Genomic DNA, 12174 nt, shown 5'->3' on the forward strand with positions numbered 1-12174 from the left:
CCTATCTTTTTACATAGATAGTCAAAAAAACACGGAAAAACTTTCAAGTAATAAAATGAAACTATATTTTTGACTGACCGTTTAGTCAATGTAAAAGTAACTTATAAATGAGTCCAAGAACCAAGGCGCAGATAGACGAGATAAGAGAGCAGAGCAGGGAGAAGATTATTGCTGCAGCATTGGATTTGTTTGCCCACAATGGGTTTCATAGCACATCTATCGCTCAGGTTGCCGCCAAGGCTGGCATTTCGAAGGGGCTTATTTATAACTATTTCGAAAGCAAGGAAGATTTGCTTCAGGCCATTTTTACCGAGGCAATGAAGAACTCCGAGGATATTCTGACCCTGGATCCTTACGCAACCGCCAAGCAGAGGCTGATAGGTATGGCAGAAGCATCGGCTGATTTCATGTACAATAATCAGGAGTACATGCGCCTTTTTCTGACACTGATGATGCAGCCTGACGTGGTGAAAAGTATGAAGCCGTGGTTCGATACTGTGGGCAAGGCTAAGAAGGACATGCTAATGCCTATGTTCGAGGAGATATTTCCCGGGCGAGCTGAGGTCGAGTATTTTTTCTTCGGTGCCATTATGGACGGCATTGGCTTTGGGTACCTCGTACTCGGGCGTGAGTACCCATTTGAAGATGTGAAACGAAAATTCATTGACTACATACAAAATCAATAACTGATTGCTATGAAATATTTTTTGACCACAGGATTTATTTTTTGTCTGTTCGCTTATCAGGCACACGCCCAAACGGCTCTTGAAATCATTAAGAAGGCTGACGAGAAAATGCAAGGGGAGAATGGCTATGCCGAAATGGTGATGAAGATTGTGCGGCCCGACTGGACTCGGGAAATCACTATGAAAAGCTGGAACAAGAACCAGGATTATTCGCTGATATTGATCACAGGGCCTGCAAGAGACAAGGGCACGGCCTTTTTGAAAAGAGGCAAGGAGATGTGGAACTGGCAGCCTTCCATTGACAGGGTGATTAAAATGCCACCGTCGATGATGATGCAGTCGTGGATGGGGTCGGATTTTACCAACGATGATCTTGTGCGCCAGTCGTCTATTGTTACCGACTACACGCACAAGCTATTGGGCGACACAACGATGTTAAATAGGAAATGTTGGAAAATGGAACTGACTCCGAAGGAGGATGCACCGGTAGTGTGGGGCAAAATAGAAGCTTACATCGATCAGAAAGACTATTTGCAGCTACTCATTAAATATTATGATGAAGATGAGTATTTGGTGAATACGATGGTGCTGTCCGACATCAAAGAGTTGGGAGGCAGAACGCTGCCCACGCACATGGAGATGATACCTGCCGAAAACCCGGATCAGAAAACAGTGATCGATTATGTGAGCCGGACTTTTGATACCAACCAACCCGACGACTTTTTCTCGATCCAGAACCTAAAACGTATCAGATAACTTACCGATTATGCTGCTATTAATAGCCTGGCGTAATATCTGGCGCAATAAGCGCCGAACGCTGATTACTCTTGCTTCCATAGGATTTGCTGTCTTTTTTGCCTGCATCATGCAGAGCATGCAGTTGGGGTCTTATGAGCGAATGATTGAAAATGCCGTCCGCTTCTACACCGGCCATATCCAGGTGCATGAAAAAGGTTATTGGGATGACAAAACGCTTGACAATAGCCTGGAAGTGACAGAAAGTCTCCAAACCAAGCTGTCGGGAGAAGCAGACCTGAGCGCTTACGTGCCCAGAATTGAGTCCTTTGCCCTGGCTTCTCACGGAACGCTTACCAAGGGCGTTCTGGTCAATGGCATTGACCCCATAAAGGAAACAGGGCTCACCGATTTGCAGGGAAAGATTGTGGAGGGTCAATACCTTTCCACCCCTGGAGATATCATGATAGGTGAAGGACTTTCCACCTACCTGAAGGCAGCACCTGGCGACACCCTGGTGCTCATTAGTCAGGGCTATCATGGGGCAAACGCAGCAGGCAAATACAGAATAGTAGGCACATTGAAGTTTCCTACGCAGGAAATGAGCGCACAAGCTGCCTACATCATGCTCAGCGATGCCCAGTACTTTTTCAACATGCCCAACAGAGCTACTTCGCTTGCCTTGCTACTCGATAATTCGGAGGCCGTGCCCGGAGTGAAAGCTGACTTGACCTCGAAGCTTGACACGGCTGTGTATGAGGTGATGGACTGGAAAGAACTGATGCCTGAACTTGTGCAGAGCATTGAAATTGACTATGCCAGCGGGCGCATCATGTTGTATGTGCTTTATGCTATCATCGCCTTTGGCATTTTCGGCACCTTTCTCATGATGACCAACGAACGGCAGTATGAGTTTGGTGTCATGCTGTCAATTGGCATGAAGCGACGACTGATGCAGGGAATGTTGCTTTTGGAAATCATTATGCTGGCAGTGTTGGGGGTAGTAATGGGCATTATTGCAGCGAGCCCCATTCTGGCTTATTTCTATCTTAACCCCATTCACGTGGGTGGGGAGATGGCCCAGGCGTACGAAAAAATGGGTATGGAGCCCATTCTGCCGTTTTCGCTTGCGCCTGAGGTTTTTGTCAATCAGGCCCAGGTCGTGCTGGTGATGACGATTCTCATGGCGATCTATCCTCTTTGGATCGTGGGTAAGCTTAAGGTAATCAAGGCACTTCGCAGTTAACTTAAATTGAAGAAGTATGATTTTTAATATTTCATGGAAAAATATCTGGCGCAATAAACTCCGCAGCGGAGTGGTCATCGGCGCCATGATCCTGGGGGTGTGGGCACTGCTTTTTTTGTTTGCCTTTTCCGATAGCATCACCAACAATATGGTCGGCAATTCAATCAAGTACGACTATAGCCATATTCAGCTACACAACAAGGCCTACAAGAATGATCCTACTTTCAATAATAGTATAAGTGGGCCAAACGAAGTAGAAACCGTGCTTGCAGGATTGCCTCAAGTGGCCTCGTACTCCCAAAGACTGATGGTTTCGGGCATGGTTGCTTCAGCTAATTCCACGCAGGGAGCAATGATTTATGGCATTGATCCGGAGGCTGAAGCGAGTGTCACTTACCTGGATGATCAGCTGGCCGAGGGCACTTATTTTACAGAAATAAAACGGAACCCAATTGTATTGAGCCAGCACATGGCTGAGAAGTTAAAGGTAAGATTGGGCTCCAAGGTGGTGCTTACTTTTCAGGACAGTCACAACAATATCACGGCTGGTTCATTCAGGATCGAGGGCATCATCAAAGCAAAATCGCCACGAATCAACGAAGGAGTTGTATTTGTGAGAAAGGGAGACCTCGAAAAGCTGACAGACTGGCTGCAACCGCAGGAAATAGGGATAGTGCTTCAGGATATTCAGGAAGTGGAGCTGGTGAAGGCAGCTTTACAAACTTCGCTGCCAGCCCTCGAGGTGGCTTCGTACAAAGACCTTGCCCCTGACCTGGAGGTGATGACCCAGCAAACAAAAATTTCCAAAACTGTGCTGATGGTGATCATTATGCTGGCGCTGGTTTTTGGCATCATCAACACCATGCTCATGGCTGTGCTCGAGCGAACCAAAGAAATAGGCATGCTCATGGCCATTGGGATGAAACGGATCCGTGTGTTCACCATGATCATGATAGAGACAATTTTGATCTCACTGGCGGGTGCGCCGCTGGGAATGCTCATGGGGTATTTGACCATCGTTTACTTCAGCTCCCATGGGTTTGATTTCTCGGCCTACGCCGCTTCTCTCGAGCAGTACGGCATCGACTCAATTATTTACCTTTCTCTTGACGCCAGTAATTATTTCATGCTGGCTTTCACGGTGGTGGTTACCGCTGTACTTGGGGCAGTTTACCCGGCCCGCAAAGCCACCAAACTGAAACCAGTAGAAGCATTAAGAAAACTTTAACATTCAATTTTTTAGAAATGATAGTTATCAACGCTAAAAACATCAGCAAAACATACAATCCTGACAAGGTGCCGGTTCATGCGCTGAACCATGTAAACCTTGAAATAAAGAAAGGTGAATTTACCGCCATCGTCGGCCCGTCGGGTTCGGGCAAATCCACTCTTCTTAACATCATTGGGGGGCTTGATGTGCCCACCGAAGGCACCATTGAGCTGGGGGGAGAGGATATTTCGAAATTCAGCGATAATGAGCTCATTGATTTCCGGTTAAAGCACATTGGCTTTGTGTTCCAGGCCTACAACCTGATTCCGGTGCTTACTGCTGAGGAAAACGTGGAATTTATTATGCTGCTGCAAAAGCAGAGCGAGAAGGACAGAAAGGCAAGAACGGTCGAGCTTTTGACTAAGGTAGGCTTGAAAGACCAAATGAACCGCAGACCTTCCGAGCTTTCAGGGGGGCAGCAGCAGCGGGTGGCAGTTGCCAGGGCTTTGGCATCGAAGCCGGAGTTTATTCTGGCTGATGAGCCAACGGCCAATCTTGATTCTCATTCTACCGCCACATTACTCGACATGATGGCCAATATGAATGAGAAAGAGGGGGCTACCTTTGTTTTTTCTACGCACGATCAGCGGGTGATTGACAAAGCCAGACGGGTGATCACGCTTGAAGATGGAAAAATAGTTTCGGATGAAGTTCGCTAAGTACGCAGGGCTGGTTATCCTGCTGGCAGGTGGGTTTAGCTCGCAGGCTCAGGACGAAGCTCCCAAGTTAACTCTCAAGGGCTATGTGAAAGATTTATTCACGGCTAATTTCTCTACGCCCAACGACGCCAGATTCGACAACCTCATTCACAACAGGCTGAACCTAAAGTGGTATCCGAATGAACATCTGACCGGTGCTTTGGAAGTGCGAAATCGCTTTTTTATTGGCAACAGCCTGGGCCTAATTCCCAACTACGGCTCCTATGTGGATGTCAACAACGACTATGTAGATATGTCGGTGCTGCCAATTAATAATGATAAGGCGGTACTGCACATGATGATCGACCGTGCTTACCTGCAATGGAACAAAAACAACCTGGAGGTTACTGTCGGCCGGCAGCGCATCAACTGGGGACAGAATCTGGTGTGGAACCCCAACGACATTTTTAATGCGTATTCGTTTTTCGACTTCGACTATGAGGAAAGGCCTGGCAGCGATGCTCTCAGGGTACAATACTACACAGATGTAGCATCTAGCGTGGAGGCAACAGTCAAAGCTGCTGATTCATGGGACAAGGTAGTGGCGGCTGGCATCTGGCGAACCAATAAATGGAACTACGACTTCCAGGGCTTTGCCGGGAAAATGAACGAGCATGCTGTGCTGGGAGGGGGCTGGGCTGGAAGCATAAAAAATGCCGGATTCAAGGGTGAAATGACCTGGTTCAGTGAGGCGGTCGGGCGCAAGGCGCAGTTCATTACTTCAAGCTCAATCGATTACTCTTTTGCGAATTCATTCTATGTCAATGGTTCGTTCTTATTCAATTCATCGGGAACGAGCAAGCCTGATCAAAGTGCCCTGGGTGCCTTTTCACTCAACAAGCTGGATGTCAGGAGCCTGTCTCCTTACCGGTGGTCGGTGTTCGGCCAGGCCAGCTATCCGTTCCATCCGCTGGTGAGCGGTGGTCTTTCTGTGATGGTTTTCCCGTCAGACATGGGATGCTTCACAAGCCCTTTTGTTACTTACTCGGTTGTCCCCAACCTTGACCTCGACCTGCTCGGTCAGTTCTTTCTTGGCGACATAGGAGAGGGGTATACACTACTGGCCAAAGTAGCTTATACTCGTGTTAAATGGAGCTTTTAACCTTTTTGTAGGGGGTTCTCAGGCAAGGGGTGTTTTAGTATTGTAAAGAGTAAGAATCGACGTAAAGAAAGTCAAATCTTGTTTGCCCAGGTATGAATTTATACTTGGGTTCAGGTACTAAGGAGCTTCGGCTCCTTTTTTTATTTCCTTAATTGAGTATTTTTATCTTTGCGCAGAATAGCCTAACCACTAAAGTCCTTTTATGGCGTCGTTGAAAGAGAGAATTGATAAGATTGCTCAGTTTATTGAGGTTGACATATGGAGAATTAAGCTGGATTCGATTCCCAGGGGCAAAAGCTTTCTTTACAGACAAATAAGGGTGTTGGTATTGGCAGGGAAAGGCTTTGTGAGAGACGAGGTTGGTGTCAAGTCCTCGGCGTTGACCTATTTCACTTTGCTGTCGATTGTCCCTGTAATTGCGCTCGCTTTTGGTATTAGTAAGGGCTTTGGGTTTGATATTCAAAGCACCATCACCAGGTTGCTCGCCGGTCAGGAAGACCTGACAAAGTATGCATTTGACGCTGCTGAAAATATGCTCGATAACGCCAAAGGCGGCGTTGTCGCTGGAGTGGGATTAGTAGTGTTGCTTTATACGGTATTGAGACTGCTTAATAGTATTGAAGAAACTTTCAATGATATATGGGAGATCAAAAAGCAAAGATCCTTGCAACGAAAAATATCAGAATACACTGCTATTCTGCTCATATCTCCTATTTTAGTTTTCTTCTCAAGCTCTCTCACGGTACTAGCAAGCTCAGAGGTGGGGAAGCTGACTGAGCAAATTGAGCTGCTCAACCTTTTTGCACCGCTGATTTTATTTCTGCTTAAGTTTTTGCCATACACCCTTATCTGGCTTTTGCTTATTCTTCTCTATCTGATTATGCCAAACACCGGAGTGAAGATAAAGTCTGCCATGATAGCTGGCATTGTTGCCGGAACTGCTTTTCAACTCCTTCAATGGGGCTATATTGAGTTTCAGGTGGGTGTGTCAAAGTATAACTATATCTACGGCAGCTTAGCGGCTTTGCCTTTGTTTCTTATTTGGGCTCAATCGAGCTGGATGATAGTTCTTTTTGGTGCAGAGCTTTCGTTCGCTCACCAAAATGCAGCCCGGTATGAATTCTCAAATGAGACTCTCCAGCCCAGCACCAGGCACAAGGAGTTCATCGCTCTGCTTATCGTAAGGCTGCTTATACTCAGGTTCAAAAAAGGAGAGCCTGGCTTGACTGTGGGCGAAATCACCGACCGGTTGCTGGTTCCCTTCAGGTTTGCCAATGTGATTGTGAGGGAGCTCGTAGAGGTGAAAATTCTTTCGGAGATCAACATGGGAGAAAGAGAAAACAGTACTTACCAGCCGGCAATGGACATTGACTTAATTACCGCCTATCTGGTGATTGACCGCCTTGAGAACAGAGGTCTGGACAATATCTGTATTCTCAATGATGATGAGGCGACACTTATGCTACAAACGATTGACACCATGGAAGCTGACATGGACAAGTCAATGGTGAACAGGCCCCTTGGCGAGCTTCATTTGTAGTATTCGTATTCCAGATAAGTACAGATGTAGTTGGGGTTTTGCTCCTGATTGAATTCGATCGCATCAAGAAGCTTTTTTTTGTCATAGGTGAATTCTCCACTTTGGGTGATGTTACCTGCTGCTGCCTTCATATAATACGAAATCAATTTTCCACTATCATTGAAATTCTCCTCATAGGTGCGGGTGGTATCGCCCGTAGTTTCATCTATATGGAAATCTGAAATATGGCTGGGAGTGCCGTCACCATAGAAGGAGTTGGCCTTCTCTCTGATAACAAGCCGATCTTTGTTCAGCAAGCGAGCATGGGCAATTTTGTTATACTTATTGTATTCATACTCCATTGACACTTCGTCGTCTATGATGCTTGCAGTGGAGCTTGACATGTAGATGCGATCACCAAACTCATTGTACTGGATCATTTGGGTAGCCACTTCATCGCCCGACACCACATTGAACCTTGTGAATGTTTCTTCCAGTAGTGTTTCGTCTTTGTAGGAGTAGGTGGCCACTGCGTGGGTTCTGTCCAGATTATCTCTTTCCTCTATTTTAATCGGGAAACCGTCAGGGTTCAGGGTGACAATCTTGCGCATTTCACTTCTTACCTGTCCGTTTTCAAGGAAGTCTGTTGTGAGGGTATCATATCCTAACTTGTCGTAATACTTAGTCTGAATGACAATATTGTTTAGGTTATACAGATTTTGATATGTTTTGTCGCCTTCCGGCCCATAGAAGTAGTGGGTTCTGCTTCTTAGCTCACCTGAATATTCATAGGCTGCTTGTTTCAGCAGCCTTCCTTCTTCGTCAAACTCTCTTTCTTCCAGCACCGTACTGCTACTCCTTGGCTCAGTCGCCTCACAGTCGTAAAGGTAGGTGGTGATTTTTCGAATATCGAGCGAGGCTATTTCTCTTTGATACTTGAGTAATTCTTTTTTCTCGGGAGAAAGCCTGGGGTCAACCGCCTCATCACCCTGAGTGGAGAGCCCGCCACAGGAAAATAATAGTGGAAATAGAACGAGCGGAAAAGAATGGCGCATTATGCTAGCTAACCTCATAAAATCACTTAGAACGTTGTTTAAAAGACCATGTGAAGTGAAAGACAGACACGATTGCGCCATCCTGCAAAGTGCCGGTGGTTTTGGCGGTCACAGTTTGAGGCTGCCCCGAGCTTATGGCTAGCTCAACTGCATCAAATATTCTCTGTCCATCCTCACAGGTAAAAGTGGTTTTTCCAGTCGCTCTTTTTGGGAATTCTGCTTTCAAATCAACAATGATAGTAGCCACACTGGGGCTCCTGTCCGTTATCGCCAAAAGGGCAATGGAAGCTGTAGAAAGCTCTGCCGCCATGCTTTGAACAGCAAAATATATAGATTTGAAAGGGTTTTTGTTAAGCCATTTGAAAGGGATGGTAGTAACAGCTCTTTCGTTGTTCAGTTCCTTTAATCTCATTCCGGCTATCCATCCCGCAGGCACATTGCCAAAGGTGTACATCCAGAAAAGAAATGGGTTCAACATCCTCTGCCTGAACTTTTCCTGCTTTCCTGTAAGAGTAGTGGTGCTGCTCATGGTGCTGTGCCTTTGAATACCAGCGAAATTAACAAAAAAGGCCCGGATATTTCCGAGCCTTCAAATCTTATTGAGTAGGCGTTACCACCATACAATGTAGATGAGGGTAACCAGCACAACGATGATGAGTGCCATGGTATTAAATTGTTTCGACGACTTATAAACCTTTTTAGATATATCAATTGCTTTTTTGTCGTAGTCAATGCCTTGAGACAGGAACAGCGCCACGGCCACAAACATCAGGCTCATCAGGTGAATAAGCGTTTTCCCAATATGGGTATCCATGCTCAAGACGGTTCCATCAAACATTTCGTGGTTTCCCCCCTCCATAATGATAAAGAGGAAAAGACAGCCAACAATGATGAGGAAATTCTGATCCTTCCATTTGAATCCTTCCTTGTCAATCCATGAGATGATGATCATTGCAAAGCAAAGGATAATGAACACAAAGCCCATTCGGTCAATAAATGGCACCTCAGGCACAAAGAAGTAGAAAAAGGCATTGATAGGTATGGAAAGCACTGCTACCCACAAGGCTGCGTTGGACGTTGACTTGCTCCAGAACATACCAAATAGGAAGATAACAGTGACAGCAGGGGTCACAAAGCCGGAAAACTCCTGGATGTACTGAAACATCTGATCAAAGCCTTCCAGAGCGGGCGTTACAAGGCACGCAATTGCTAAAGCGACGAAGCTGGTAATACGACCGACTTTCACCAGATTGGTTTCAGTAGATTCCTTATTGATGAACTTATGGTAAATGTCCATCGTGAAAATCGTGGCTGTTGAGTTCATCATAGAAGCCAATGATGAAATAATGGCACCAATTAAAGCGGCAAATGTTACCCCCTTGAGCCCGGCTGGCACAAGCGACAGCATAGCCGGATAAGACTTGTCAGGCTTCATGAGCCCGTCACTCATCATAGCATTAATGATGTTGGCATCTCCTGTTTTGTCGACAAGGTAAAATGCTGCAACACCCGGGATTACCACAAAGATGGGCATGATCACTTTCAGGAAGGCTGCGAATGCCACGCCTTTGCGTGCTTCAGATAGATTCTTGGCTGCAAGAGCCCTTTGCGTGATATACTGGTTGCATCCCCAATAGGCCAGGTTAGCAATCCACATGCCTCCGATAAGTACTGAAATTCCGGGCAAATCCATATAGGACGACTTGGATTCACCATTGATCATATAAGTGGAGTCCACATCAAAGACCATATCAAACTTACCAGGTACTTCCCTAATGAGGGTGAGGAAGCCACTAAAAGCACCTTCGCCACCACTTACTAAATTGAGCGCAACTCCTGATACGAGAATACCGCCTATGACAAGGAATATCACCTGAATGATGTCGGTGTAGGCCACAGCTTTTAACCCCCCGTAAATAGAATAAAGGAGAGCAAACGTGCCAAGCCCAAGGATGCCATACATGAATGGAATGCCGATAACGGTATTAAGAGCCAGCGCCCCCAGGAACATCACCGTAGTCAGGTTGACGAAAACGTAGAGAAGGAGCCAGAATACAGCCAAACTTGTTCTTACCCTGCCGTCATATCTCAGTAAAAGAAACTGAGGCATAGTGAAAATTTTCTTATTTAAGTAGATGGGTAAAAGGTATTTGGCCACCAGTAGCAGCGTTACGGCTGCCATTAACTCGTAAGCTGCAATGGCCATTCCTATGGCGAACCCTGAACCAGACATGCCAATGATTTGCTCTGCTGAGATGTTTGAGGCAATTAAAGAAGCACCAATGGCATACCAGGGAAGTGATTTCCCTGCCAGGAAGTAGTCGGTTGAATCCTGCTCAACGCCTTCCTTTTTTCTGGAGACCCACCAGGCAATGCCTATGATGATAAGAGCATAAATACAAAATACAACAATGTCAATTGACGAAAAGCTCATAACAGCAATGTGGTTTAAGTGGCTGGATTTTCACTAATTGGGCAGCATAATACGCATTTGCGGGCTTATCGCAAAGTAACTTTAGTTTAAATAGGTACTGGGATTTGCCAGAGGCTGGATAGGAGACAACTTAGAATTATACAAGTTATTGATGATAAGCACGAAACACAGCCACTCACTTCATGTGTCGAGGGTGCTATGAATGCCAATTATTGTATCGGGTTTCTTGCACCCTTTAGCTTTAGGTTGGGTAAAACAGAGCTAAAAGTTTACCAGCGGTGTTCGTTTGTGACCACAGGAGTGTACGGATTTGAAAAAGGTCAGCAATTGGAATGAACGGGATATTTCTTTTTTAAGCGGCAGAGTATTTTTTTGGTTCTTTTTTTGTAACCCTGAGGGTGGCGGTTTATCGTCAGCGCCTGCGGCCTAACGATTGTTTTTTTGAAAATGCGTTAATAAACCATTGGTTCTATTGATAAAAAACTAATCCAGCTACCTTCTTTACTCCTTTGCCAGTTTTATTTTCAAAATTTCTTTCACCTTTTCTGAGAACTTGGCCGAAACCTTGCCCGTACAACATCACAAGGTTTAAAACTCGAATATTATGAAAAAAGTTATGTCAACAGCAGCAATGCTGGTAATGGTTACCAGTATGGCTTTAGCTTCCAAAAATACCAATGAAGCTACTAAATCGTCACAAGTAAAAATCACTCAAAGCACGGCGATGGGTATTTATAATCTGCGTTTTGACGCCGACAGCCCAGGTCAGGTAACAATCAAAATTGCCAACGAAAAAGGCAATACCCTGATGAAAGAAAAGATTGCTTACACTACTTCATTTGAACGCCCTTACAACTTGCAGGATCTACCCGACGGAACTTACCGTATGACGGTTGAGCGGGACGGCAAGGTGATTGAAGAAACCATTCAGCATGTGAAGAACAGGCCGTCGGTAAGGGCAATTTACGATGTGGATGTTGAGGAGGTATCAAGCGGCAAATATCAGTTGGTGGTGAAGAAGACTGGTCACCAGGCAGTAAAAGTTAAGATTACCGACAAGAATGGGGTCATCTTCTTTAATGGTGCCATCGACGAAATGGGTAGTTTCAGCAAAACATTCGACCTAAGCAATATAGTTGCCAGCGACGTGAAGATGGAAGTCACGATGGGAGATAAAACGACAGTGAGGAGTTTATAATATTTTTTCGATGCTGGTGACAGCCAGCTTACTTTAGCCACTCAAAAGCAAAAAGGACTTTTTAATCTGAAAGTATGACCGGAGGCGGATGCCTCCGGTTTTTTTATTATGATCTTAGCAATAGTCGGCTGGTAACGTACTTTTCTGAACTCACAGAGTGTCTGGTTTGCGGGTTTCAGTCCGGAGGCTTATGTAATTTTTAACCTCTTTTTTGACAAAACATGCACAAAA

The 12174-nt window shown here is 45.5% G+C and carries 11 protein-coding genes; 8 read left to right on the forward strand and 3 right to left on the reverse strand.

The window, feature by feature from the left end; translation table 11 throughout:
- Window positions 1-107 precede the first annotated feature (107 nt).
- The 7 genes from GC130_RS11590 to GC130_RS11620 all read left to right on the forward strand — a co-directional run bounded on the left by GC130_RS11590 (window position 108) and on the right by GC130_RS11620 (window position 7277).
- On the forward strand, window positions 108-686 hold the full coding sequence (locus GC130_RS11590; RefSeq protein ID WP_151998471.1) for a TetR/AcrR family transcriptional regulator: 579 nt from the start codon (window positions 108-110) through the stop codon (window positions 684-686).
- Between the two features lie 9 nt (window positions 687-695).
- Window positions 696-1442: an outer membrane lipoprotein-sorting protein gene (locus tag GC130_RS11595; protein ID WP_151998472.1), complete on the forward strand. Its 747-nt coding sequence runs from the start codon at window positions 696-698 to the stop codon at window positions 1440-1442.
- Window positions 1443-1452: 10 nt separating this feature from the next.
- On the forward strand, window positions 1453-2667 hold the full coding sequence (locus GC130_RS11600) for an ABC transporter permease (RefSeq protein ID WP_151998473.1): 1215 nt from the start codon (window positions 1453-1455) through the stop codon (window positions 2665-2667).
- A gap of 16 nt (window positions 2668-2683) precedes the next feature.
- On the forward strand, window positions 2684-3895 hold the full coding sequence (locus GC130_RS11605) for an FtsX-like permease family protein (RefSeq protein WP_151998474.1): 1212 nt from the start codon (window positions 2684-2686) through the stop codon (window positions 3893-3895).
- Between the two features lie 17 nt (window positions 3896-3912).
- Complete coding sequence (locus GC130_RS11610) at window positions 3913-4596, forward strand: ABC transporter ATP-binding protein (RefSeq protein WP_151998475.1); 684 nt, start codon at window positions 3913-3915, stop codon at window positions 4594-4596.
- Window positions 4583-5737 carry a hypothetical protein gene (locus tag GC130_RS11615; RefSeq protein ID WP_151998476.1) on the forward strand — a complete coding sequence of 385 codons (1155 nt, stop codon included), beginning with the start codon at window positions 4583-4585 and terminating at the stop codon, window positions 5735-5737. Before GC130_RS11610 ends, GC130_RS11615 begins: the two co-directional genes overlap by 14 nt.
- Window positions 5738-5939: 202 nt before the next feature.
- The gene (locus GC130_RS11620) at window positions 5940-7277 is read left to right on the forward strand and encodes a YihY/virulence factor BrkB family protein (protein ID WP_151998477.1); all 1338 of its coding nucleotides are present in this window, start codon (window positions 5940-5942) and stop codon (window positions 7275-7277) included.
- Here the strand turns inward: GC130_RS11620 and GC130_RS11625 are convergent.
- The 3 genes from GC130_RS11625 to GC130_RS11635 all read right to left on the reverse strand — a co-directional run bounded on the left by GC130_RS11625 (window position 7268) and on the right by GC130_RS11635 (window position 10745).
- Window positions 7268-8311: a hypothetical protein gene (locus tag GC130_RS11625; RefSeq protein WP_151998478.1), complete on the reverse strand. Its 1044-nt coding sequence runs from the start codon at window positions 8309-8311 to the stop codon at window positions 7268-7270. The genes GC130_RS11620 and GC130_RS11625 overlap by 10 nt on opposite strands.
- A gap of 22 nt (window positions 8312-8333) precedes the next feature.
- The gene (locus GC130_RS11630) at window positions 8334-8840 is read right to left on the reverse strand and encodes a thioesterase (RefSeq protein WP_151998479.1); all 507 of its coding nucleotides are present in this window, start codon (window positions 8838-8840) and stop codon (window positions 8334-8336) included.
- An 81-nt stretch (window positions 8841-8921) separates the two neighbouring features.
- Window positions 8922-10745, reverse strand: coding sequence for a sodium/sugar symporter (locus tag GC130_RS11635; protein ID WP_151998480.1), 1824 nt, complete (start codon window positions 10743-10745; stop codon window positions 8922-8924).
- A gap of 604 nt (window positions 10746-11349) precedes the next feature.
- On the opposite strand from GC130_RS11635, the gene GC130_RS11640 reads away from it, so the two are divergent.
- Window positions 11350-11943 (forward strand): hypothetical protein, encoded by a 594-nt coding sequence (locus GC130_RS11640; RefSeq protein ID WP_151998481.1) that lies wholly within the window; start codon window positions 11350-11352, stop codon window positions 11941-11943.
- Window positions 11944-12174: the final 231 nt, after the last annotated feature.

The organism is Imperialibacter sp. EC-SDR9 (assembly GCF_902498805.1).
Classification (GTDB): domain Bacteria; phylum Bacteroidota; class Bacteroidia; order Cytophagales; family Cyclobacteriaceae; genus Imperialibacter.

What these genes read in the sequence shown, in the direction of transcription:
- GC130_RS11590 (WP_151998471.1), top strand. Translation starts at nt 108, where the DNA reads ATGAGTCCAAGAACCAAGGCGCAGATAGACGAGATAAGAGAGCAGAGC.
- GC130_RS11595 (WP_151998472.1), top strand. Translation starts at nt 696, where the DNA reads ATGAAATATTTTTTGACCACAGGATTTATTTTTTGTCTGTTCGCTTAT.
- GC130_RS11600 (WP_151998473.1), top strand. Translation starts at nt 1,453, where the DNA reads ATGCTGCTATTAATAGCCTGGCGTAATATCTGGCGCAATAAGCGCCGA.
- GC130_RS11605 (WP_151998474.1), top strand. Translation starts at nt 2,684, where the DNA reads ATGATTTTTAATATTTCATGGAAAAATATCTGGCGCAATAAACTCCGC.
- GC130_RS11610 (WP_151998475.1), top strand. Translation starts at nt 3,913, where the DNA reads ATGATAGTTATCAACGCTAAAAACATCAGCAAAACATACAATCCTGAC.
- GC130_RS11615 (WP_151998476.1), top strand. Translation starts at nt 4,583, where the DNA reads ATGAAGTTCGCTAAGTACGCAGGGCTGGTTATCCTGCTGGCAGGTGGG.
- GC130_RS11620 (WP_151998477.1), top strand. Translation starts at nt 5,940, where the DNA reads ATGGCGTCGTTGAAAGAGAGAATTGATAAGATTGCTCAGTTTATTGAG.
- GC130_RS11625 (WP_151998478.1), bottom strand. Translation starts at nt 8,311, where the DNA reads ATGCGCCATTCTTTTCCGCTCGTTCTATTTCCACTATTATTTTCCTGT.
- GC130_RS11630 (WP_151998479.1), bottom strand. Translation starts at nt 8,840, where the DNA reads ATGAGCAGCACCACTACTCTTACAGGAAAGCAGGAAAAGTTCAGGCAG.
- GC130_RS11635 (WP_151998480.1), bottom strand. Translation starts at nt 10,745, where the DNA reads ATGAGCTTTTCGTCAATTGACATTGTTGTATTTTGTATTTATGCTCTT.
- GC130_RS11640 (WP_151998481.1), top strand. Translation starts at nt 11,350, where the DNA reads ATGAAAAAAGTTATGTCAACAGCAGCAATGCTGGTAATGGTTACCAGT.